Origin of the sequence: Flavobacterium ginsengiterrae (genome assembly GCF_039539785.1) — a bacterium.
GTDB classification, from domain to species: domain Bacteria; phylum Bacteroidota; class Bacteroidia; order Flavobacteriales; family Flavobacteriaceae; genus Flavobacterium; species Flavobacterium ginsengiterrae.
Genome location: NZ_BAABDU010000003.1, coordinates 912,720 through 935,893 on the forward strand (window position 1 = coordinate 912,720; position 23,174 = coordinate 935,893).

General features: G+C 34.3%; 20 protein-coding genes. 10 read left to right on the top strand and 10 right to left on the bottom strand.

All coding sequences use genetic code 11. The annotated features are described in order from the left end of the window. The first annotated feature begins 23 nt into the window (after positions 1–23). The 6 genes from ABD859_RS06835 (at position 24) to ABD859_RS06860 (ending at position 5,643) form a co-directional block, all read left to right on the top strand. Positions 24–200: a hypothetical protein gene (locus ABD859_RS06835; RefSeq protein WP_345142024.1), complete on the top strand. Its 177-nt coding sequence runs from the start codon at positions 24–26 to the stop codon at positions 198–200. Between the two features lie 48 nt (positions 201–248). Continuing rightward, a complete protein-coding gene (locus ABD859_RS06840) occupies positions 249–440 on the top strand; it encodes a hypothetical protein (protein ID WP_345142027.1) in 192 nt (63 codons plus the stop codon). Positions 441–833: 393 nt separating this feature from the next. Then, the gene (locus tag ABD859_RS06845; RefSeq protein ID WP_345142029.1) at positions 834–1,025 is read left to right on the top strand and encodes a hypothetical protein; all 192 of its coding nucleotides are present in this window, start codon (positions 834–836) and stop codon (positions 1,023–1,025) included. A 208-nt stretch (positions 1,026–1,233) separates the two neighbouring features. After that, positions 1,234–3,426, top strand: coding sequence for a peptidase domain-containing ABC transporter (locus tag ABD859_RS06850; RefSeq protein WP_345142032.1), 2,193 nt, complete (start codon positions 1,234–1,236; stop codon positions 3,424–3,426). A 2-nt stretch (positions 3,427–3,428) separates the two neighbouring features. Further along, positions 3,429–4,724, top strand: a complete 1,296-nt coding sequence (locus ABD859_RS06855; protein WP_345142035.1) for an HlyD family secretion protein — start codon at positions 3,429–3,431, stop codon at positions 4,722–4,724. A gap of 25 nt (positions 4,725–4,749) precedes the next feature. After that, positions 4,750–5,643 (top strand): DUF6625 family protein, encoded by an 894-nt coding sequence (locus tag ABD859_RS06860; protein WP_345142038.1) that lies wholly within the window; start codon positions 4,750–4,752, stop codon positions 5,641–5,643. Positions 5,644–5,667: 24 nt separating this feature from the next. Here the strand turns inward: ABD859_RS06860 and ABD859_RS06865 are convergent, their stop codons facing one another. From ABD859_RS06865 to ABD859_RS06880, 4 genes are all read right to left on the bottom strand, one after another. Further along, a complete protein-coding gene (locus tag ABD859_RS06865; protein ID WP_345142040.1) occupies positions 5,668–6,375 on the bottom strand; it encodes a tRNA1(Val) (adenine(37)-N6)-methyltransferase in 708 nt (235 codons plus the stop codon). A 117-nt stretch (positions 6,376–6,492) separates the two neighbouring features. Beyond that, entirely contained in the window at positions 6,493–6,843 is a 351-nt protein-coding gene (locus ABD859_RS06870) for a four helix bundle protein (protein WP_345142042.1), read from the bottom strand. Positions 6,844–7,032: 189 nt separating this feature from the next. Next, on the bottom strand, positions 7,033–7,557 hold the full coding sequence (gene rimM, locus ABD859_RS06875) for a ribosome maturation factor RimM (protein ID WP_345142044.1): 525 nt from the start codon (positions 7,555–7,557) through the stop codon (positions 7,033–7,035). Between the two features lie 18 nt (positions 7,558–7,575). Then, a complete protein-coding gene (locus ABD859_RS06880; protein WP_345142046.1) occupies positions 7,576–8,136 on the bottom strand; it encodes a 30S ribosomal protein S16 in 561 nt (186 codons plus the stop codon). A 186-nt stretch (positions 8,137–8,322) separates the two neighbouring features. Between ABD859_RS06880 and ABD859_RS06885 the strand changes: the two genes are divergently transcribed. Both ABD859_RS06885 and ABD859_RS06890 read left to right on the top strand, forming a co-directional pair. Then, the gene (locus ABD859_RS06885; RefSeq protein WP_345142049.1) at positions 8,323–8,814 is read left to right on the top strand and encodes a DUF6252 domain-containing protein; all 492 of its coding nucleotides are present in this window, start codon (positions 8,323–8,325) and stop codon (positions 8,812–8,814) included. A 127-nt stretch (positions 8,815–8,941) separates the two neighbouring features. After that, a complete protein-coding gene (locus ABD859_RS06890) occupies positions 8,942–9,286 on the top strand; it encodes an RNA-binding regulator (RefSeq protein ID WP_345142051.1) in 345 nt (114 codons plus the stop codon). 118 nt (positions 9,287–9,404) lie between these two features. Here the strand turns inward: ABD859_RS06890 and leuB are convergent, their stop codons facing one another. The 6 genes from leuB to ABD859_RS06920 form a co-directional block, all read right to left on the bottom strand. After that, complete coding sequence (gene leuB / locus ABD859_RS06895) at positions 9,405–10,460, bottom strand: 3-isopropylmalate dehydrogenase (protein ID WP_345142054.1); 1,056 nt, start codon at positions 10,458–10,460, stop codon at positions 9,405–9,407. A gap of 112 nt (positions 10,461–10,572) precedes the next feature. Further along, positions 10,573–12,093, bottom strand: a complete 1,521-nt coding sequence (locus tag ABD859_RS06900; protein WP_345142057.1) for an alpha-isopropylmalate synthase regulatory domain-containing protein — start codon at positions 12,091–12,093, stop codon at positions 10,573–10,575. Positions 12,094–12,348: 255 nt separating this feature from the next. After that, complete coding sequence (gene leuD / locus ABD859_RS06905; RefSeq protein WP_345142058.1) at positions 12,349–12,945, bottom strand: 3-isopropylmalate dehydratase small subunit; 597 nt, start codon at positions 12,943–12,945, stop codon at positions 12,349–12,351. A gap of 155 nt (positions 12,946–13,100) precedes the next feature. Further along, the gene (gene leuC / locus ABD859_RS06910) at positions 13,101–14,495 is read right to left on the bottom strand and encodes a 3-isopropylmalate dehydratase large subunit (RefSeq protein WP_057121561.1); all 1,395 of its coding nucleotides are present in this window, start codon (positions 14,493–14,495) and stop codon (positions 13,101–13,103) included. A 502-nt stretch (positions 14,496–14,997) separates the two neighbouring features. Then, positions 14,998–15,918, bottom strand: a complete 921-nt coding sequence (locus ABD859_RS06915; protein WP_345142061.1) for a helix-turn-helix domain-containing protein — start codon at positions 15,916–15,918, stop codon at positions 14,998–15,000. Between the two features lie 283 nt (positions 15,919–16,201). Continuing rightward, positions 16,202–17,005 (bottom strand): SDR family oxidoreductase, encoded by an 804-nt coding sequence (locus tag ABD859_RS06920; protein ID WP_345142063.1) that lies wholly within the window; start codon positions 17,003–17,005, stop codon positions 16,202–16,204. Positions 17,006–17,468: 463 nt separating this feature from the next. Between ABD859_RS06920 and dnaE the strand changes: the two genes are divergently transcribed. Then, positions 17,469–22,004 carry a DNA polymerase III subunit alpha gene (gene dnaE / locus ABD859_RS06925; protein ID WP_345142066.1) on the top strand — a complete coding sequence of 1,512 codons (4,536 nt, stop codon included), beginning with the start codon at positions 17,469–17,471 and terminating at the stop codon, positions 22,002–22,004. Between the two features lie 177 nt (positions 22,005–22,181). Continuing rightward, entirely contained in the window at positions 22,182–23,108 is a 927-nt protein-coding gene (locus ABD859_RS06930) for an outer membrane beta-barrel protein (protein ID WP_345142068.1), read from the top strand. The last annotated feature ends 66 nt before the right edge of the window (positions 23,109–23,174 follow it).

Sequence of the window (23,174 nt, forward strand, 5' to 3'; positions counted from 1 at the left end):
CCCCAAAACTAAAAACAACAGTTATGTTAAAAAATATTTTAAGTCTGGAAGGATCACAAGAAATAAGTGCAAGCGAGCAAAAAACTATACTTAGCACCAATGTTAATGAAATAACATCAAAATGTGATTCATGGAACTCTATGTTATATGAAGATTGTACTGAATATTACCCAGAGTTAACGTATGCTAATGCAAACTAAAATTAATTCAAAACGAATTAAAGAGATTATTATAATACACAGATTGTAATGTTAAAAGAAATTTTAAATCTGGAACACGCACAGCACATTAGCAAGAGCGAACAAAAAAATATAAAAGGAGGAATTCCAGAATGCTGGATTTATGCCATTGAAGCAGGATGTGTGCTAATACCAGCCGGAGGTGTTTGTCCGGTTAATACAGAAGCAGGAATTTGCGATACAAATCGTCTTTGCTGTTAATTTTTAGAAAATTATTTAAAGTAATATACAATAAAGCCTTTTTAAAATTTAGTCATGTTTTTTTTAATTTGTAGGCGCTCGATCGTGGAACATTGAGCATTTTATCCCAACATTGATGATTGGTGTCGGGATTCTCAGGAAAATTGGTCACTTGGATTAGTTTTATTTGGTTAGGACTGATCAAGTGCCATCTCCTAGAGAAATTGATATTACTAAAAATATTATATATTGAAGAGAGGATTATGGTTCTCTCTTTTTTTGTTAAGAATTTAAAAAGTATAATAAAATGAATTAAAACTTCTGCAACAGACTATTATAAAGCAGTATCCTAGAATAATTTATCATTAGTAAAACACCCTATATTTTATATTAACCTCAAACAAAAATCAAATTATGAAAAAATTAAAAAGTCTAGAAGGAGTTGAAGTTTTAAGCATTCAGGAAAAGAAAAGTATTACCGGAGGCGGACCAGGTATTGAAGCGTGTTATTGCCCAGGTACAGGTATCTTCGCAGGTATTATACATCCTGGTGAAGGAGAAACTTGTGCATCAGTTATTGAAGAGAACTGCCCATTAGAATCATAAAGATTAAATAATTTGAATAGTTTTATAGAAAGCTTTGCTATTTATTTAGCAGGGCTTTCTTTTTTATACAAACAAAAGAAATTAATAAAGAACACATCATAAAAATAAGAAAGTAAGAAGTTAAATTTTGGTAAGATATTTAAATGGATTTTTTAATTTTTTAAGAATTTTTGTATAATATTGCTGTAAACTAACCCAAATATTAGAATTGAAAAAATTCCCTAATTATAAACAGGCAGATTTTAAAGATTGCGGACCTACATGTTTAAAAATCGTTGCAAAACATTACGGTAAAACAATCAAAATTCAGGAATTACGAGATAACAGTGAAACTACTCGTGAAGGAAGTAATTTGCTTTTTTTAAGTGATGCCGCAGAGAAAATCGGTTTTAGAACTTTAGGGGTAAAATTAAGTCTGGAAAGGCTGGAAGAAGCTCCTTTGCCTTGCATTCTGCACTGGAATAAAAATCATTACGTTGTACTTTATAAAATCAGGAAAGGGACTTATTATATTTCAGATCCCGCTTTTGGATTGATTCAGTACAATAAAACAGATTTTTTAAAATTCTGGATTGGCAACAATGCCGACGAATTGACTAAAGAAGGAGTAGCATTATTACTAGATGCGACACCAAAATTCTTTCAGTCTGATTTTGATAAAGAAGATAACAAAGGATTAGGATTTGGTTTATTGGCACAGTATGTAATTCGTTATAAATCATACCTTTTCCAGTTAAGTATTGGTTTGTTAGCCAGCAGTTTGTTACAGCTGATATTTCCGTTTTTAACCCAAAGTATTGTCGATGTCGGAATACAAAATCAAAATATCCATTTTATTTATCTGATTCTTTTTGCACAGTTATTTCTATTTGCCGGAAGAACAGGTTTAGAACTTATTAGAAGCTGGATATTATTGCATCTTTCAACCCGAATCAATATCTCGTTAATTTCAGATTTTTTCATTAAATTAATGAACCTACCTATTTCCTTTTTTGATGTAAGAATGACGGGAGATATCATGCAGCGTATAAATGATCACAGCAGAATCGAAAAAATTCTGACTACATCATCTCTAAACGTTTTATTCTCGGTTATTAATATGTTTGTAATGGGCGCTGTTTTGGCCTATTTTAATCTAAAGATATTCTTTGTTTTTTTTGCCGGAAGTCTTCTTTATTTTGGCTGGATTACACTGTTTTTAAAACGAAGAGGAATTTTAGATTACAAACGTTTTGCCGAAGTTTCAAACGAGCAGGGAAAAGTTATGGAACTTATTAACGGAATGCAGGAAATAAAACTTCATAATGCCGAAAAACAAAAACGATGGGGTTGGGAATATGTTCAGGCAAGATTATTCAGGGTTTCAATAAAAGGTTTGGTTTTAGAACAGTCACAAACTATTGGATCTTCTGTAATTAATGAGTTAAAAAATATTTTTATTACATTTTTATCAGCAAAATTAGTGATCGATGGTTCAATAACACTCGGTATGATGCTTGCTATAAGCTCAATTGTAGGAAGTTTAAATGGACCAATTACGCAGCTCATTCAGTTTGTGAGAGAACTTCAGGATGCTAAAATTTCGCTGGCAAGATTATCTGAAATTCATGAAAAAGAAGATGAGGTACAACAAGAAATTCATCAGTCAAATGATGTTCCTTACGATTCAGATATTGAATTAAAAAATGTTTCTTTTCGATATTTAGGATCAGATATTCCTGTTTTAGATAATTTGAATTTAATTATTCCGGCGAATAAAGTAACAGCAATTGTAGGAGTAAGCGGAAGCGGAAAAACAACGCTTATGAAGCTGCTTCTTAAATTTTATGAACCAGAAAAAGGAGAAATTAATATTGGGAATTCACAGCTTAAAAATATTTCGCAAAAAGCCTGGCGAAATAATATTGGAGCCGTAATGCAGGAAGGTTTTATTTTTAGCGATACCATTGCCAATAATATAGCTTTTGGAGTAGATAAAATTGATAAAGAACGGTTAGTTTATGCATCAAATGTGGCGAATATAAAGCAATATATCAGCGAACTTCCATTAGGATATAACACTAAAATTGGTGCCGAAGGATTAGGAATGAGTACAGGGCAAAAACAACGCTTGTTAATTGCGAGAGCAGTTTACAAAAACCCTGAAATATTATTTTTTGATGAAGCTACATCGGCACTGGATGCAAATAATGAGAAAGAAATTATGCAAAAACTGGATATTTTCTTTAAAAATAAAACCGTAATTGTAATAGCGCATCGATTGAGTACTGTAATGAATGCAGATCAGATCGTGGTTTTGAATAAAGGAAAAATTATAGAAATTGGAAGTCATGCCGCTTTGGTGGAACAAAAAGGAAACTACTTCGAACTGGTTAAGAATCAATTACAGCTTGGGAATTAATTATGGCAGAAAATAACGATACATTTGAATTAAGAAGTGAAGAAGTTCAGGACATTCTCACTAAAGTACCTCACTGGATGATACGCTGGGGAACGGTAATGATTTTTGCCATTATTGTAATGTTGTTTTTTGTTTCATGGTTTATAAAATATCCTGATGTTGTAAATACCGAAATTGTAATTACAACCAATATTCCGCCAGAGAAAATTGTATCAAAATCCTCAGGAAGAATTGAAGCCATTTTGATAAAAAATAAATCAATAGTTCCTAAGAACAGTACGCTTGCTATTATAGAAAATACAGCAAATTATAATGATGTTTTTTTACTGAAAAGCATTACAGACAATTATAATATTAATGATCCAAAAGCAGAATTTCCGTTTTCAAAGTTAAAAAACACGCAATTAGGAGAAATAGAAAGTGCTTATGCCGTTTTTCAGAAAGATTATCAGGCTCAGGAACTCAATCATGATTTAAAGCCCTTTGCGATAGAAAACCGCGCGCAAGTTTCAGAAAAAATTCAGATAAAGGAAAGACTGGAGATTTTACAGCAGCAAAAAGTAATTAATGAAAGTGAATTGCAGCTTCAAAAAAATGAAATTGCCCGTTTTGAAGTTTTATTTAATAAAGGAATTATTTCGGCTCAGGAAATGGAAGCAAAAAAACTAGGCTTTCTTCAGGCGCAAAAGAATTACAGAAGTCTTTTATCGTCGATTTCGCAATTAAAGTCCTCACTTATAGATAATACAAAATCGAGCCAGAATTCGCAGGTAAACAGTACTAAAGAAGAAGTTAATCTTGGGAGAAATATGGCGCAGTCATTTTTTCAGCTTAAAAAGGTAATAAAAGACTGGGAATTAGCCTATGCATTAAAATCTTCAATAAGCGGAAAAGTTACTTTCTTGCAGATTTGGACAGAAAATCAAACCATAAATATTGGTGATAATGTTTTTTCAATAATTCCAGATGCAAAAAATGGTTTTATTGGCAAAGTAAAAGCACCTGCCTTAAATTCAGGAAAAATAAAAGTAGGACAAAGAGTAAACATCCGTCTGGCAAATTTCCCTGATAAAGAATTTGGTGTTCTTAAAGGCAAAATTCAGAATATTTCTCTGGTTCCGGATAAAGATGGAAATCTGCTTATAGATGTGGCGCTTCCAAACGGATTGGAAACGTCGTATAAAAAACAAATTCTATTTCAGCAGGAAATGAAAGGAAGTGCTGAAATCGTAACTGAAGACCTTAGGTTAATTGAAAGAATTCTTTATCAGTTTAAAAATATTTTCGAACAAGTTTAGTCTATCAAATTAAATGTCTTATTAAGTGAAAAATTTACCTTCTATTGCCATAATGACTTGCTGGTATGGAGACTATCCGTGGTATTTTCCGTATTTTGTAAAATCTTGTAAATACAATCCTTCGATTGATTTTATTATCGTTACAGATAATACAGATGAGATACCTGAAAAACCTGAAAATATTAAAGTGATCTATAAAACACTTGGTGATTTTAAAGTTAATGCCGGTAAAAAATTAGGTTTTGAAGTTGTTGTAAACCAACCCTATAAATTATGTGATTTTAAACCTGCGTATGGGTTTTTATTTTCTGAAATTCTTGATTCTTATGATTTTTGGGGACACGGAGATATTGATATGGTTTATGGCAATATTAGAGGATTTATGACTAATGAGTTGTTAGAAGAATATGATATTATAAACAGCCGTGTAGATTTTATAACTGGTACATTTTGTTTATATCGAAATATAGAAAAAATGAATAAGCTGTTTATGAAAAGCCGAGATTATAAACATGTTTTTACAAATGATGAATATCTTTCTTTTGACGAATGTAATTTCTTATTCCATGAAATTGAAATGGGAAACTCTATTTTAGATTATCCGGATAATATTCAGAGTATGACCTATTTGGCTGTAAAAGGAGAAATGGAAGGTGATTTCAGAGTTTTTTTCGATCATATAATTGCTCAGGGAGTGTCTGATGAAATAAAATGGGACAACGGATTAATAATATTTAAAAACCAGTTTGAATGCTTGTTTTATGATATGATCGATTATAAAGTTAAATGTGAAAACAAAAAAGCAATTTACCCAATTCCCGATATTTTTTATTTTAATATAAAAGGGATAAATAAAAATAGTTTTTTTAAACTGCAGTATTCAAAAATAATTCGAAAACTGAATAAATTAAAGGCTTGAAAAACAAATTAGAAAGCATACAGCTTACATCTTCAAATAAAAATCTTTAGTCAGATTAATATATTCAGGAGTGTAAATATGTCTTTCGATTTCGATAATTAATTCATCGATTTCAGTTTGAGTATTTTCATTTCGGCTGAAAGCCAACAAACTACGTTTGATTTCAGAAGAAGGAGTGCCTTTTACGCGTGTAATTTTTATGGGATATAATTCTGATTCTTTAGCTAAAGCGATGAATTTTTCTTCTTCTCTAAAAGGAATAATAATAGCTAATATTCCATTTTCAGAAAGCAATAAATCTGCAGCTTCAACTATTTCGTCAAAAGGCATTGCATCCTGAAAACGAGCTAAATCGCGCTGTTCGTTTGAGCTTTTATAATCTTCCGCATAAAACGGCGGATTTGAAACAATTAAATCATATTCATCTTCAGGTTCTTCTATAAATTCATCTAAGCCGGCGTGAAAACAAAATAAACGATCTCCCCAAGGCGAATTTTCGAAATTTTCTACCGCTTGTTCATAGGCATCTTCATCAATTTCTAATGCGTCAATCTGTTCTGCGCCAGAACGCTGTGCGATCATTAAAGCAATAATTCCGGTTCCTGCACCAATATCTAAAACACTGAATGGATTGTGAGAAACAGGAGTCCAAGCACCAAGTAAAACGCCGTCTGTTCCAACTTTCATAGCAGTTTTATCCTGGTTAACAGAAAATTGTTTGAATGTAAACATAAAATAAAATTCCAAATTTTTTAAATCCCAAATTCCAACATTTAAAAGAAGTTTCAATAAAGAAATTCCAAATTCCAATTGGATTGAGATGCAAAAATAATATTAAAATAGGGATTATTACTTTGATGTTTTGGTAATTATTGCAGATAAAATTTTTCTTAACTCTTCAATTTCGAATAAAAGAGCTTCTGATATTGTTTTTTGTTCGGGATTTAATTCGTGTAATAATCGAATCCAAAATTTAGATTCTTTAGCTTCTTTTCTGGCTATTTTAAGTCGGAAGATTAGATCTTTTTCGCCTAATTTTTCATTTGCTTCAATATAATTTGCTCCGACAGAACCAGAAGATCTTACAAGTTGTTTGCTGTCTTCAATGTTTGAAGTTGTTTTAGGGAGCGCTTTAATGTATTTTCTACATTCTTTGGCAAACAAAAAAGTTCGTTCTTCTAAATCAAAAGGTTTACTCATATTTTAAATTCCAATTAATAAATTCCAAGTTCCAATTTCGAATGATAAAAATAGAATAAATTGCTTAATGAAAATAAGTTTTTTCTTTCAAATAAAACAAATAAGAATGTTGATCTTGGAATTTGGAATTTCAAGATTGGATTTTTTTTAAAGTTGGAATTTGGGATTTAAAAAATTGGAATTTTAAATCTAAAGGTACATTTCAACAAGACCTTCTGGAAGATCCATGATGACTTTTTTATTCTCACGATCAATTTTTACAAGGAAATGATCAATCATCGGTACCAGGATTTCAACCTCGCCATTTAGAACTTCAAAAAGAGGTTGCGCAGAAGAATCATTAATAGAAGTTATTTTCCCGAACACACCCAAACGTTTGTCTTCGATTTCAAAACCAATAACTTCGTGAAAATAAAATTTGTTACCGCTAAGTTTTGGTAACATGGTTAGAGGAAGATAAATGCCATTTCCAACAATAGCGTCAGCTTCTTCTTCGGTATTTACATCTTCAAAACGAACTCTTAGAAAGTCGTTTTTGTGTAAAGAGCTTGTTTCAATAAAAAAAGGAACCAAGTGTTTGTTGTGTTCAACAAACACTGATTCCAAGTTTTCGTATAACTCAGGTTCATCCGTATCTAAATAGATTAAGACTTCACCTTTGAAACTAAATTTTTTAGCGATTTTACCTAAATAAAAACATTCTTCTTTACGCATTCTCGCTAAGTAAAATTATTATGCTTCAGTTGTTTCGTTATTCTCTTCAGCAGCAGGAGCTTCTTCAGTTGCTTCAGCAACCTCTTCTGTAGCTTCTGTAGCCGTAGCAGCAGCTTCAGCGTCAGCCTGTGCTTGAGCAGCAGCAGCAACACGTTTAGCGTTTACTTCTTTTTCAGCTTTTAAAGCGTTAGCTTTAACATCTGCTTTTGCTTTAGATAAACCATCTTTTTTAGCATCAACTTTTCCTGCTTTAGACTCTAACCAAGCTGCTAATTTAGCGTCTGCCTGCTCTTGAGTTAAAGCTCCTTTGCGGATACCTCCATCAAGGTGGTGTTTCAATAAAGCACCTTTGTAAGAAAGGATAGCTCTTGCAGTATCAGTTGGTTGTGCACCATTGTGTAACCATTTAACTGCGCTGTCAAGATCTAGCTCAACAGTTGCTGGGTTAGTGTTTGGATTGTAAGTACCAATTTTCTCTAAGTATTTACCATCTCTTTTTGAGCGTGCATCTGCAGCTACAACCCAGTAAAAAGGTTTTCCTTTTTTACCGTGTCTTTGTAATCTAATTTTTACTGACATAATCTAATGATTAAATTTTGAGGTACTCGACCTCTGTTAATTAAGGGCGCAAAGATATAATTTTTTTGTGAATTATTCGTTTTAAAGACATTAAATATATTTAAGAGTTGTTTTTTAGCATTTTTTTGACTTTTATTTCTTAACCACTTATCTCTTAATGCAATATTTTTGTACCAAATTTCCTTTATGAAAAAAATATTTTATTTTTTGACGTTTTTATTTCTTTTGGTGTCTTGTACAGAAGACGTAAAATTTAATAATCCGGCTTTTCAAACTTTAAAAAATAATGTCTTTTGGAGAGCACAAACATATAAAGCTTATTTTGGCGCAAATGGATCAATTATAATTGAAGGTTCTTTAGGGTATGAAAAAATCATTTTGCAGGCTGCATCTTCAACAGAGCAAACTTTTGCTTTAGGAGTTAATGATGATTCTAAAGCTTCTTATGAAAATGCACTTCCGGCAGAAATGGCTTCTTTTTCTACAGGAACGAATATAGGAAATGGGCAGATTACGATTACAGATTACGATGCAGATAACAATACTATATCAGGTACATTTAAATTTACGGCAGTAAATAACGATGATACAGATGCAGGAAATGATAAGATTAATTTTACAGAAGGAGTTTTTTATAAAGTTCCAATTGAAGGGAATGATATCGTTTTGCATAACTAATTTTTTATATCAAAGACTGATTTTATTGAGAAGAGCTTTAAAATCTAAATAAAAACATAAATAAACTAATATATAGTAGATTACAGAAAAATAAGACTACATTTGTTGTTATTATAAAAAAGTATCTATGAATATTTTCGTTGGAAGCCTTCCATTCAGTATTGAGGAAGCAGATTTAAGAGAGTCTTTTGAGGCTTATGGAACAGTTGACTCTGTTAAAATTATTACTGATAAATTTACTGGAAGAAGTAAAGGCTTTGGTTTTGTTGAAATGCCAAATGATAGCGAAGCTCAAAAAGCAATCGATGAATTGAACGGTGCAGTTGTTTCTGGTCGTACAATTGTGGTAAACAAATCTGAACCAAAACCAGAAGGTGAAAGAAGAAGTTTTAATAACAACCGTGGTGGAAACAACCGCGGAGGTTACGGAAACAACCGTGGCGGAGATCGCGGTAACAGAGGAGATTACTAAAAGTTTTTTTCTAAAATATAAAAGGGATCAATTTACGTTGATCCCTTTTTTTGTTTCAAGTTTCAGGTTTCACGTTCCAACAACCTGAAACTTGAAACCTGAAACAAAAATGAACTAATTATACATTCGCAGCTAACCAGTCACCAACTTCTTTTGTTCCGTATGCTTTTCCTCCGTTAGCTAAATCTTCAGTAACTACTCCAGCTTCTAGAGCTTTGTTTACAGCATCTCTCATTGCTTTTCCTTCTTCCATTAATCCGAAGTTTTCGAACATCATAGCGGCAGATAAAATAGTCGCCATTGGGTTAGCAATATTCAATCCTGTAGCTTGTGGGTAAGAACCGTGAATTGGTTCAAATAAAGAAACTTCAGCTCCCATAGATGCAGAAGGCATTAATCCCATTGAGCCAGAAATTACAGAAGCTTCATCTGTTAAAATATCTCCAAATAAGTTCTCTGTAATCAATACATCATAAGAGTTTGGCCATTGTACCAAACGCATTGCAACAGCATCAACAAATTCGTAGCTTACTTCAACTTCTGGATAATCTTTTTCCATTGCCTGAACTGTTTCTCTCCACAAACGTGAAGTTTCCAAAACGTTAGCTTTATCCACGCAACATAATTTTTTAGAACGCGTCATTGCCAATTCGAAACCTTTTTTAGCTAAACGCTGTACTTCAGCTCTTGTGTAAACACAGTTATCGTAAGCAGTGTCTCCACCGTCTTTTCTTCCTTTTTCTCCGAAGTAAATCCCTCCAGTTAATTCTCTTAAGAAAACTAAATCAGTTCCTTCGATTCTTTCTCTTTTTAATGGAGATTTATCTAATAAAGAAGGGAATGTAAAAGTTGGTCTTACGTTTGCGAACAAACCTAATGCTTTACGCATTTTTAACAAACCTTGTTCCGGACGAACTGGTGCAGAAGGATCATTATCATATTTTGGGTGTCCGATTGCTCCGAAAAGAACAGCGTCAGCATTTTTACAAACTTCGTGTGTTGCATCTGGATAAGGTTCGCCTACTGCATCAATAGCAGCAGCACCGGTTAAAGCAGGTTTCCAAGTAATTTCATGTCCAAATTTTTGTGCAATAGCATCAGATACTTTTACAGCTTCATTTATTACTTCTGGTCCGATTCCATCACCGGCTAAAAGGGCTATGTTTAATTTCATTTTGTAGTATTTATTATTTTAAGGTTCAAAGTGACAGAGTAACAAAGGTTCAAAGTTTAAAAGTGATGTATAAACCTTTGTCACTTTGCAACTCTGAACCTTTGTCACTATATTAAGTTATTATGTTAAGCATTTTCTGCGTTGCAATTATCGCTGCAACAGTTTGATCCGAATCTAAACCTCTTGTTTTAAATTCTTTTCCATTATTTACCCAGGTAATGATCGTTTCACACAAAGCGTCAGAACTACTTCCGGGCGGGATTCTTACAGCATAATCAATCAGTTTTGGAAGCGTTAATTTTTTGCTTTTGTAAATCTTCGATAAAGCATTCATAAAAGCATCAAACTGACCGTCTCCCTGAGCGTTTTCTTCGATGATTTCTCCGTTTAAATTTAGAGACAAAGTCGTTGAAGGGCGCATTCCTTTAGAATGAACCAGCATATAAGAATTGATAGTGATTTTTTCTTCGTACGTATGACTGTCCAAAACATCAGAAATAATGTATGGAAGATCTTCTTTAGTAACCGTTTCTTTTTTGTCGCCCAATTCGATAATTCTTTGGGTAACCAATTTCAAATCTTCGTTGTTTAATTTTAAACCTAATTCCTGAAGATTCTTTTCGATATTGGCTTTTCCAGAAGTTTTTCCTAGAGCGTATTTTCTTTTTCTTCCAAAACGTTCTGGAAGTAAATCATTAAAATAAAGATTGTTTTTGTTGTCGCCATCAGCATGAATTCCGGCAGTTTGTGTAAAAACGTTATCACCTACAATGGGTTTATTTGCAGGAATTCTGTAGCCTGTAAAAGTTTCAACCAATTTGCTTACAGAATACAAAGAAGTTTCTTTTATGCCAATTTTTACTTCTGGCATGTAATCATTTATAACTGCAACAGTGCTTTCGAGGGGTGCATTTCCGGCGCGTTCTCCCATTCCGTTTACCGTAACATGAAGTCCGTCAATTCCTGCTCTTATGGCTTCCATGACATTGGCAACACTTAAATCGTAGTCGTTATGCGCATGGAAATCAAAATGAATCTGCGGATATTTTACTTTTATTTTTGAAATAAATTCAAAAGTCAAAGACGGAATTAAAACACCTAAAGTATCAGGAAGTAAAATTCTTTTAACTGGCTGAGTTGACAAGAAATCCAAGAATTGAAAAACATAATCTGGTGAATTTCGCATTCCGTTGCTCCAGTCTTCCAAGTAAACATTCGTCTCAATGTCATTTTCTTTAGCGGAAGCGATAATTTGAGCAATTTCAGCAAAATGCTGTTCTGGAGTTTTTTTCAATTGATGCGTTAAGTGATTCATTGAACCTTTGGTCAATAAATTCTGCACTTTCGCACCCGCTTTTTTCATCCATTCAATCGAAACACCGCCATCTACAAACGTTAGCACTTCGATTCTGTCAATATATCCTTTTTCTTCAGCCCAGGTTGTAATGCCTTTTACGGCTTGAAATTCGCCTTCGCTTACGCGGGCAGAAGCAATTTCGATTCTATCAATATTTAATTCCTCCAACAACAATTGCGCAATGGTTAATTTTTCTGCAGCAGAAAAAGATACTCCAGACGTTTGTTCGCCGTCACGAAGCGTCGTATCCATTATTTCAATTTTTCTTTTTTCCATATTGATATTCTAATTTCTTAGTGTTTTGGCGCAATTGCTAAATATATTTCATTGCGCATATTTGACGCTGATTTTACGGATTCGCTTTCGCGAAGACGCTGATAAAAACGGATTTTTAATATATGATAAATAAAAAATCCGCGTCAATCCGCGTTTTTGCGGTAGCAAATCTGCGTCATCCGCGTTCTATATATTCTAGAAAGACCCGAGAGGTTTTGAAGCCTTTCGGGTCTAATAGACTGAATGATATTGCTATTAGTAAGGAAGTTTATCAGCGAAAGCTTTAATATCCTCTTTCATATCTTGTAAATAATCAATGTCATCAAAACCATTAATTAAGTTGTTCTTTTTGTAACCGTTAATAGCAAATGATTCTTGCTCGCCAGTTGACAATAGAGTAATGGTTTGGTTTGGAAGATTGATTTCTAATTCTGTTTTAGGATCAGCTTCAATTGCTGCGAAAATGTTCGCTAAAAATTCTGGGCTGATTTGTACTGGTAAAACACCAATATTCAAACAGTTTCCTTTGAAAATATCAGCAAAGAATGAAGAAACTACAGCGCGGAATCCGTAATCGTAAACTGCCCATGCAGCGTGTTCTCTAGAAGATCCAGAACCGAAGTTTTTTCCTCCTACAAGAATTTTTCCGCTGTAAGTTGGGTTGTTTAAAACGAAATCTGCTTTTGGAGTATCGTCTCCGTTATATCTCCAGTCTCTAAAAAGATTGTCTCCAAAACCTTCACGTTTTGTAGCTTTTAAGAAACGAGCCGGAATAATTTGATCTGTATCTACGTTCTCAATTGGCAACGGAACACCGCTGCTAGTAAGTATATTAAATTTATCGTATGCCATTTTTTGGAATTTTAGATTTTAGATTTTAGATTTTAGATTTTCTTTTGAAAACTAAAACATAGAATCTAAAATGTTTTGTTTTAAATAATGTTAGAATTTTATTTGAAGATTAGATATTCGATCACAACAGCAATCTAAAATCTAAAATCTTCAATCTAAAATAACTCTCTCGGATCTGTTAATTTTCCTGTTACCGCAGCGGCAGCAGCCATAATCGGACTTGCTAAAAGCGTTCTTGAACCTGGACCTTGACGACCTTCAAAGTTTCTGTTTGAAGTACTTACTGCGTATTTACCAGCAGGAACTTTATCGTCGTTCATTGCTAAACAAGCAGAACACCCAGGCTGACGTAAAACGAAACCAGCTTCTGTCAAAATATCTAAAATTCCTTCTTCTTTAATTTGCGCTTCAACAACGTGAGAACCCGGAACTAACCAAGCTGTAACGTTATCCGCTTTTTTTCTTCCTTTTACAATTTCAGCAAAAGCTCTAAAATCTTCAATACGTCCGTTTGTACAGCTTCCTAAGAAAACGTAATCGATTTGTTTTCCAATCATTACGTCATCTTCGTTGAAGCCCATATAAGCTAAAGATTTCTTGTAAGTTTCCTCACCGCCTTCAACTTCTTTAGCGTTCGGAATATGTTTTGTGATACCAATTCCCATTCCAGGGTTTGTACCATAAGTAATCATTGGTTCAATATCAGACGCTTTGATGTTTAATTCAGCATCAAAAACAGCATCAGCATCCGTTTTTAAAGTTTTCCAATATTCAACAGCTTTTGTCCAAGCTTCTCCTTTTGGAGCGTATAAACGACCTTCAAGGAAATCGAAAGTAGTCTGGTCAGGAGCAATCATTCCTCCACGAGCACCCATTTCGATACTTAAGTTACAAACTGTCATACGACCTTCCATAGTCATGTTTTCAAAAACATCACCAGCATATTCAACAAAATATCCTGTGCCTCCAGAAGTAGTTAATTGAGCAATAATATAAAGCGCAACGTCTTTTGGACCAACACCTTTACTAAGTTGTCCGTTTACGTTAATACGCATTTTCTTTGGTTTTGGCTGCATAATACATTGAGTAGAAAGCACCATTTCAACCTCAGACGTTCCGATACCAAAAGCAATAGCTCCAAAAGCACCGTGAGTAGACGTATGTGAATCTCCGCATACAATAGTAGCACCTGGCAAAGTAATTCCGTTTTCAGGACCAACTACGTGTACAATACCATTTTTTTGGTGACCTAATCCCCAGTGCGAAATTCCGTATTCGTTTGCATTGTCTTCAAGTGCCTGAAGCTGGTTTGCAGATAAAGGATCTTGTACTGGTAAATGTTGGTTTATAGTTGGTGTATTGTGGTCGGCAGTTGCAAAAGTTCTTTCAGGGTATAAAACATTAACCCCTCTTGATTTTAATCCTAAAAAAGCAACAGGACTCGTAACTTCATGAATGAAATGGCGGTCAATAAAAAACACATCTGGCCCATCTTCAATTTTACGCACAACATGTGAATCCCATACTTTGTCAAATAATGTCTTACTCATTTTTATTTTTTTTTAATTGTAATTTTATAACTACAGCCTTCCTGTTCATTATAATAGCAAAACAAAAGTAAAAAAAGATCAAAAAGCGTCAATTTCAATATTTCATTATATACGATACCCAAACTAAATTACAAATTGCAAATTGGCTTTTGTAACTTTAAATTTGACAGAAAAATGATGGAGAAACTGATTTTGTTTTTCTTTTTCAGATTTGATTCTGCTTAATTGTTCTTTGTTTTAATAGTTTGCAAATTTATCTCAAAATCACTATAAAATAGCGTGTTTGTTTTGAAAATATGTAACAAAATGAATAAAAATAGTAATAATTGACAGTTTTGGAAATTTGTAAAATAGACACTTCTTTGCTTTTTTTTAATCGAAAAAGGCTTTTTAGAATGATTCTATGTCATCAAAAAAAGACTAAAATACTACGACATCCAAGAAGTGAATTTTTGTGTTTTTTTATGAATTTTAAGAAGAAAATTGATTGGTTTTTTGAAAATTAATTCAAAGAATTTTTAAACTCCAAAGGCGTTAAATTAGTTTTCTTTTTGAATAATTTACTAAAAGACTGTGGATATTCAAAACCCAATTGATAGGCGATTTCTGCCACCGAAAGATTTGTTGTAATCAGGAAATCTTTTGATTTCTCGATTAGTTTAGAATGAATGTGTTGTTGCGCATTTTGTCCCGTTAAATTGCGGAGCATATCGCTTAAATAATGTGTAGAAACATTGATTTTCGAAGCCAGAAAATCAACTGTTGGCAAACCTCTTTTTAGGCTTTCGGCGTTATTAAAGTAATTATCGAGAGTTTCTTCAACCTTCAATAATAAATTGTGGCTGATGGTTTTTCGGGTTATAAATTGGCGTTTGTAAAAACGATTGCTATAATTGAGTAAAACATCAATATAAGAAACAATTACGTCCTGACTCATTTCGTCAATCGCAGTGTGAAGTTCGTTGTCAATGCTTTTTAATAATCCAATAATAATCGATTTTTCACTATCTGAAAGATGCAGAGCTTCATTCGTATCATAAGAAAAGAAACCATATTTTTTGATGGTTTTTCCCAAAGGATAATTGCGGATAAAATCAGGATGAAAAAGCAGTGTAAAACCACCATATTCTGAACCTTCTTCGTTTTCGGTATAAATCAGCTGATTGGGAGAAGAAAACATCATACCGCCTTCATTAAAATCATAATAACCCTGACCATAACCCATTTTTCCTGTAGTTGAAAATTTATAAGAGATCTTATAAAATTCAAGCACAAAAGCGGTATTGTCTAAATCTTCATTTATAACCAATTGCGTATTATCTACCAGACTAATCATCGGATTTAAAGGTTTTGGCAGATTCAATAAGCTGTGAAACTGTGAGATAGAGGAAATTTTTGCAGGATTATTGTTTTTCTTTTCCATGATATAAATGTATTAAAATTAAAAGATTAATTAGGTTTTCCAAAAAGTATTGAGCAGGCTTCTTGATTTTTAAAGACCAGCTTCGGAGAAGCTAAATATTTATAGAAATCGTATTTATTATTGAGAGAAGCTCCAGCGGAGCGAAATATACTTGTATTGTAATGAATATTTCGCTCCGCTGGAGCTCTTTTGCATCTGGATGATTGAATTTCTATAAATATTCTGCTCCGCTGGAGCTTAATAAAATGTTTAATACTTTTCAGGTATTCGTAATTAGAAATTATTATGCGCCTAAAAACTGTTTTCCAAAAGCTTCACGGAAAATTTCGTCGCCTTGTTCCAGTCTTTGTTTGTACAGTGCTTTAGCATCTTCGCCAGCTACATATCTTAGTTGATTTTTTCCGTCGGTTGCGGCTTCGTAAACAACATCTGCAATTTGTTCTGGAGTCGAAGCCATTTCAAACATTGCATCTACATTTTCAAACATTGTCTTTGTCATGGCTTCGTATTCAGGTTTTGCTCCAGTATCTAGAGAACCGTGCAAAAATTCTGTTTTAATACCGCCTGGAGAAACTGTTTTAATGTGTACGCCAAACGGATTCAATTCGTAAGCCATACTTTCGCTCCAGCCTTCTAATCCCCATTTTGTAGCATGGTAAACTGATCCTAAAGGAAAAGCAATCAATCCGCCAATAGAAGTTGTAGAGATAAATAACCCGCTTTTTCTTTCTCTGAAATACGGAATAAAAGCATTTGTAACTCTGATTACGCCTAATAAATTAGTATCAAGTTGTTTGGTGATTTGGTCGTCATTAAAACTTTCCAAAGGCCCAATTAAGCCATAACCGGCATTATTGTAAACGATATCAATATCGCTGATTTCAAGCGCTTTTTTAACGGTGCTTTGAATTTGTTCGTAATTGGTAACGTCTAAAGGTAAAAGCGTTACGTTTGCTAAATTAGAAAGTTCTGTTTCTTTCTCTGGAGTTCTCATTGTTGCGATTACATTCCAGCCTTTTGCCTGAAATAATTTTGCTGTTGCTTTTCCTAAACCTGATGATGCTCCTGTGATAAAAATTGTTTTCATGATTATTATTTTTTTAATTGTTATAATTTGATGAAGCAAAGTTCAGGATACACTACAGCTTAAAAGTGTTCATTTTGGTGCAATGAGTATCCAAAATGAATAATCGAAGATTTTTACGTAAAAATATAACGCGGATGACACGGATTCGTTATCACGAAGACGCGGATTTAAACGGATTTTTGAGATACAATAAAAAATCCGTTTAAATCCGCGTTTTTGCATCTCAAATCCGTGTCATCCGCGTTGAAATCTATGTGTAGAATTTGTTAAGAATTACATTTGTCAAGATGTTAAAAGTGCTTTTGTTAACAACTTTCATTTCGTTATTTCTATAAAAAAAGCGTAAATTTGACTTCCTTCCATTTTTCATTTCGCATTTAGTTATGTTTCATATTGTCAAATATTTACAATATGAAAAAATGAAATTTGGAGCTTTTAAAAATTGACTTTTCCATAAAAATATATGTATTTAGTATTCGATACCGAAACAACCGGATTACCAAAACGCTGGGATGCACCAATTACCGATTCTGATAACTGGCCTCGCTGTATACAAATCGCGTGGCAATTGCACGACGAAATGGGACAGCTTATCGAACATCAGGATTATTTGGTAAAACCAGAAGGATTTAATATTCCGTATGATGCCGAACGTATTCACGGAATTTCTACCGAATTGGCAGAAGCCGACGGAATCACGCTGGCCGAAGTTTTGGAGAAATTCAATATTGCATTAAGCAAAACCAAATTTATTGTTGGTCAGAATTTAGGTTTCGACGTTAATATTATGGGTGCCGAATTCCATAGAATGGGCGTAGAGTCTCAAATGAGTTCGATGCCGGTTTTAGACACGTGTACCGAAGTTACCGCTTCATTATTACAGCTTCCTGGAGGTCGTGGAGGAAAATTCAAACTTCCGACTTTGACCGAACTTCACGAATATTTATTCAGCGTTCCTTTTGCTGAAGCGCACAACGCAACTGCCGACGTTGAGGCAACTACGCGTTGTTTCTTAGAATTGGTGAGAAGAGAGGTTTTTACTAAAGAAGAACTGGATGTTCCGAAAGAATATTTCAAAGAATTTAAAGAAAGAAATCCACAGGAATTTCCTTTAATAGGTCTTAAACACATCAATTTAAAAGCGGCTTCTGATAAAATCAGAGAGCAAATAAAAGCTTTACAAGTTGATGATACACCAACTGAAGTTTCTGAATCTGCCAAAGCTGATTTTAAAGCAGCGAAATTTGCGCATTTACACAATCATACACAGTTCTCGGTTCTTCAATCTACAATCGGAATTGGGAATATCGTAGCAGCTACAGCTAAAAACGGAATGCCAGCCGTGGCAATGACCGACACTGGAAACATGATGGGAGCTTTCCACTTTGTGAGTGCTGTTATGAACCACAATAAAGGTGCTTCTGCTAAAAATAAAGCTTTAGTTGAAGCTGGCGAAGAACCAACAGAAACCGAAATTAAACCAATTGTAGGGTGTGAATTTAATATTTGTGAAAATCATTTAGATAAATCTAAAAAGGACAACGGTTATCAGGTTGTTTTAATGGCTAAAAATAAAGCGGGTTACCACAATTTGGCTAAAATGGCATCGATTGCCTATACGGATGGATTCTACTATGTTCCGAGAATTGACCGAAAAATTGTCGAGCAATATAAAGGAGATATCATGGTTTTGTCTGGGAATTTATATGGAGAAATTCCGAGTAAAATATTGAATATTGGTGAGAACCAAGCCGAAGAAGCTTTAATTTGGTGGAAAGAACAATTTGGCGAAGATTTCTACTTAGAAGTGATGCGCCACAATCAGGAAGACGAAAATCGTGTCAACAAAACCCTGATTGAGTTTTCGCAAAAGCACAATGTAAAACTGATTGCAACCAACAATACTTATTATTTAAATAAAGAAGATGCCAATGCACACGACATTTTATTGTGTGTAAAAGACGGAGAAAAACAAGCAACGCCAATTGGTCGTGGCCGTGGTTACCGTTACGGACTTCCGAATCAGGAATACTATTATAAGTCGCAGGAAGAGATGAAAAAACTCTTCGCCGATCTGCCAGAAGCGATTATCAACATTCAGGAAATTGTTGATAAAGTGGAAGGATATTCGCTTTATCGAGATGTATTGCTTCCGAAATTCGAAATTCCAGACGAATTTATGGTGCCTGAAGATGAGGAAGATGGTGGTGTTCGTGGAGAAAATAAATACCTGCGTCATCTTACCATGGAAGGTGCGAAAAGAAGATATGGCGAAATTACCGAATCGATTCAGGAACGTTTGGATTTTGAATTAATGACAATTTCGAATTCAGGATATCCGGGTTACTTCCTGATTGTACAGGATTTCATTGCCGAGGCAAGAAAAATGGACGTTTCGGTAGGACCTGGACGTGGTTCTGCAGCGGGTTCTGCCGTTGCCTATTGTCTCGGAATTACCAATATTGACCCGATTAAATACGATTTACTTTTTGAGCGTTTCCTAAATCCTGACCGTGTATCGATGCCCGATATTGATATCGACTTTGATGATGAGGGTCGTGGACGTGTAATGGAATATGTAATCAATAAATACGGTCAAAAACAGGTGGCGCAGATTATCACTTATGGTAAAATGGCGACCAAATCGGCAATTCGTGATACGGCGCGTGTATTGGATTTACCATTATTTGAAGCCGATAGAATTGCGAAGCTGATTCCGGGAATGATGCCTTCAAAATGGAATCTGGCGCGTTTTATTTCAGAGAGTGAAGATGAGGTTAAAAAAGCCCTTCGTTCAGACGAATTTGACAACGTAAAAGAATTAATTGCCATTGCCAATGAAGATGATTTGGCAGGAGAAACCATTCAGCAGGCAAAAATTCTGGAAGGATCGATGCGTAACACAGGTATCCACGCCTGTGGGGTAATCATTACGCCGTCGGATATTACGAATTATGTTCCCGTAACGACTGCGAAGGATTCGGATTTATATGTAACGCAGTTCGATAACTCAGTTGCAGAAAGTGCCGGATTGCTGAAAATGGACTTCTTGGGTCTGAAGACCCTTACGCTGATAAAAGATACCGTAAAACTGGTAAAATACAGAACAGGAATTGATCTTGATCCGGATACTTTCCCAATTGATGATGAAGAAACGTATGCATTGTTCCAAAGAGGTGAAACGGTTGGAATCTTCCAATACGAGTCGCCTGGAATGCAGAAATACATGAAAGATCTAAAACCGACGGTTTTCGGGGATTTAATTGCCATGAACGCCTTGTATCGTCCGGGACCTTTGGAGTATATTCCGTCTTTCGTTCGAAGAAAAAATGGTGACGAGGAAATTAAATACGACTTAGATGCCTGTGCGGAATATTTGTCTGAAACTTACGGAATTACCGTTTACCAAGAGCAGGTAATGCTTTTGTCTCAGTCTTTGGCAGGATTTACAAAGGGTGAGGCCGACGTACTTCGTAAAGCGATGGGTAAGAAACAAAAAGACGTACTGGATAAAATGAAGCCGAAATTTGTTGAACAAGCGGCAGCAAAAGGTCACGATGCCAAAGTTCTGGAGAAAATCTGGAAAGACTGGGAAGCCTTTGCGAGTTACGCCTTCAACAAATCGCACTCGACTTGTTATGCCTGGATTGCGTATCAAACGGCGTATTTGAAAGCGCATTATCCTGCAGAATATATGGCAGCGGTACTTTCGAATAATATGAACGATATCAAACAGGTTTCGTTCTTTATGGAAGAATGTAAACGTATGGGATTACAGGTTTTAGGTCCAGACGTAAACGAATCGTATTATAAATTTACGGTAAACGACGATTACGCTGTTCGTTTCGGAATGGGAGCGATTAAAGGAGTAGGCTCTGGTGCGGTAGAAACGATTGTAGAAAACAGAAAAGACGGAAGATATAAGTCGATTTTTGATTTGGCGAAGCGAATTGATCTTCGTGCAGCCAACAAAAAAGCGATTGAAAACTTAGCACTTGCCGGAGGTTTTGATTCTTTTGAAGGAACAACCAGAGCGCAGTATTTCCATGACGATGGAGACGGAATTACATTCTACGAAAAAGCCATGCGTTACGGAAATAAGTTTCAGGAAAACGAAAATTCATCTCAGGTAAGTTTGTTTGGAGAAACCAGTGAAGTCCAAATCGCTGAACCGGTTGTACCGCCATGTGAAGACTGGAGTACAATGGAAAAACTGGCGAAAGAAAAAGAGGTTGTTGGAATCTATATTTCAGGACATCCGCTGGATGATTTTAGATTTGAAATGAAATACTTCTGCAATGCGCGTTTAGAAGCCTTGAAAAGCATGAACGAATATGTGGGTAAAAATCTAAATTTTGCGGGAATCATTAATAACGTACAGCATCGTGTGGCAAAAAATGGAAAAGGCTGGGCAGTTTTCAATTTAGAAGGATATGATGAAAGTTATGAATTTAAGATTTTTGGTGAAGAATATTTAAAATTTCGTCATTTCCTGATTCAGAACAACTTTGCGTTCCTAAAAATTTTAATAAAAGACGGCTGGGTAAATCACGATACAGGAAAAAAATCAGATCCAAGAATGCAGTTTGTTGAGATACGCCAATTGCAGGATATTTTAGAGGCATTTGCTAAAAAGCTAATTGTTCTTTTAAATATTAAAGATATTCAAGCTGAATTTATTCATAAACTGAGTCATTTGTTTAACGAGAATAAGGGAGATAATTCAGTGACTTTTGAAATCATGGAATTAGAAAAAGTTAAAAAATTGGTTGAGGTAGAAACCCCAACAGATTTTGAGGCTGAAGATGCCGTTTTTGAAGATGAAACCGAAAATGAAGATGATGGACCTGAAAATACAAAAATCCAGGAAGTAAATGAAGTGGAAGAAATTAAAGTAGTAACCAAGCTTACAATGCCAAGCCGAAGACTAAAAGTAAGAATTTCCGCCGAGTTGCTGCAGGAATTGGAAAAAATGCAGATAAATTTTAAATTGAATTAAATTTTAACAGTTAAAATTTCGCATAATGTATTTTTTTAATGTTAAAAATATGCATGCATAATACTTTTTTAGTAATATTGCTTGAAATTACAACGATTTCGTACCAAGTCTAACCAATACAAATTATAGAATATGTTAAGATATTCTAAATTTGTATAAATCAATTAAATCAGAATTATGAAAAAGAACCTATTTTTATTAGGATTATTAGTTTGCTCTATGACAGCTATGGCGCAAACAGGAAGTGCGGACAAACCAGAAAGCTGGTATTTTAAATTAGGTGGATCATATTTTAATCAAACTGCTTCAACTGAATTTCCAACTGTTGGAGGACATGATGCAATGGATAGAACTTACGTTGGAGGAAAATTAGTATCTGAAAAAAGCGTTACTGGTTCTTTTGGACAAGGATTTAGAACTGGTATTACTGCTGGTTACCGTTTTTCTACACGTATTGGTTTTGAGTTAGGAGTTAATTATTACACTAGTAATGACAAGAAAATGGCGCAGACTACTTCTGATGTGCCTATTACACCAAGTGGAGTTTATAGCTTTAAATCAGTAGGTCAGATTACTGCTTTTGATGTTGCTCCGGCTGTAGTAATGTTTTTAGGAGAACATAAAGGATTTGAACCTTACACTAAAGTAGGTGTTTTAGTTCCAATTCATGGAGATTTAGAAATCACTTCTGATGCATACGCTCCAATCGCTTTCAGTCCAACTGGAACTCCAACTGCTTTTGGAAATGTTCATAGTGTTGATAAAGTAAAACCAAATCCTACTATTGGATTTACAGCAGCTTTAGGTACAACTTATAAGCTTACTTCACATCTTTCTGCTTTTGCCGAGTTAGAATACAGAAACTTTACCGTACATGGTAAAACAAAAGAAACAACTGAATTTAAAGTAAATGGAAATGATGCTTTAGCAACTAGAACTACTGCTCAAATTCATACTAACTACAGAGATGGTTTAAATACTTCTTCAAACAATGCAGCAACAAATCCTAATGGGGTTGATTCTTCAAAACCAATGGATGAATTAAGCTCTTATGTTGGAATTTCTGGTTTAGGTTTAACATTAGGTATTAAATACAGCCTATAATTTTAATAGAAGTTTTTTAGTTTTTTTAGAAAGAGAATATTCATAATGAATATTCTCTTTTTTTTA

Bases quoted from the DNA above. Each gene is read 5' to 3' on its own strand.
- ABD859_RS06835 (WP_345142024.1), top strand. From the start codon at position 24: ATGTTAAAAAATATTTTAAGTCTGGAAGGATCACAAGAAATAAGTGCA.
- ABD859_RS06840 (WP_345142027.1), top strand. From the start codon at position 249: ATGTTAAAAGAAATTTTAAATCTGGAACACGCACAGCACATTAGCAAG.
- ABD859_RS06845 (WP_345142029.1), top strand. From the start codon at position 834: ATGAAAAAATTAAAAAGTCTAGAAGGAGTTGAAGTTTTAAGCATTCAG.
- ABD859_RS06855 (WP_345142035.1), top strand. From the start codon at position 3,429: ATGGCAGAAAATAACGATACATTTGAATTAAGAAGTGAAGAAGTTCAG.
- ABD859_RS06865 (WP_345142040.1), bottom strand. From the start codon at position 6,375: ATGTTTACATTCAAACAATTTTCTGTTAACCAGGATAAAACTGCTATG.
- ABD859_RS06870 (WP_345142042.1), bottom strand. From the start codon at position 6,843: ATGAGTAAACCTTTTGATTTAGAAGAACGAACTTTTTTGTTTGCCAAA.
- rimM (WP_345142044.1), bottom strand. From the start codon at position 7,557: ATGCGTAAAGAAGAATGTTTTTATTTAGGTAAAATCGCTAAAAAATTT.
- ABD859_RS06880 (WP_345142046.1), bottom strand. From the start codon at position 8,136: ATGTCAGTAAAAATTAGATTACAAAGACACGGTAAAAAAGGAAAACCT.
- ABD859_RS06885 (WP_345142049.1), top strand. From the start codon at position 8,323: ATGAAAAAAATATTTTATTTTTTGACGTTTTTATTTCTTTTGGTGTCT.
- ABD859_RS06890 (WP_345142051.1), top strand. From the start codon at position 8,942: ATGAATATTTTCGTTGGAAGCCTTCCATTCAGTATTGAGGAAGCAGAT.
- leuB (WP_345142054.1), bottom strand. From the start codon at position 10,460: ATGAAATTAAACATAGCCCTTTTAGCCGGTGATGGAATCGGACCAGAA.
- ABD859_RS06900 (WP_345142057.1), bottom strand. From the start codon at position 12,093: ATGGAAAAAAGAAAAATTGAAATAATGGATACGACGCTTCGTGACGGC.
- leuD (WP_345142058.1), bottom strand. From the start codon at position 12,945: ATGGCATACGATAAATTTAATATACTTACTAGCAGCGGTGTTCCGTTG.
- leuC (WP_057121561.1), bottom strand. From the start codon at position 14,495: ATGAGTAAGACATTATTTGACAAAGTATGGGATTCACATGTTGTGCGT.
- ABD859_RS06915 (WP_345142061.1), bottom strand. From the start codon at position 15,918: ATGGAAAAGAAAAACAATAATCCTGCAAAAATTTCCTCTATCTCACAG.
- ABD859_RS06920 (WP_345142063.1), bottom strand. From the start codon at position 17,005: ATGAAAACAATTTTTATCACAGGAGCATCATCAGGTTTAGGAAAAGCA.
- dnaE (WP_345142066.1), top strand. From the start codon at position 17,469: ATGTATTTAGTATTCGATACCGAAACAACCGGATTACCAAAACGCTGG.
- ABD859_RS06930 (WP_345142068.1), top strand. From the start codon at position 22,182: ATGAAAAAGAACCTATTTTTATTAGGATTATTAGTTTGCTCTATGACA.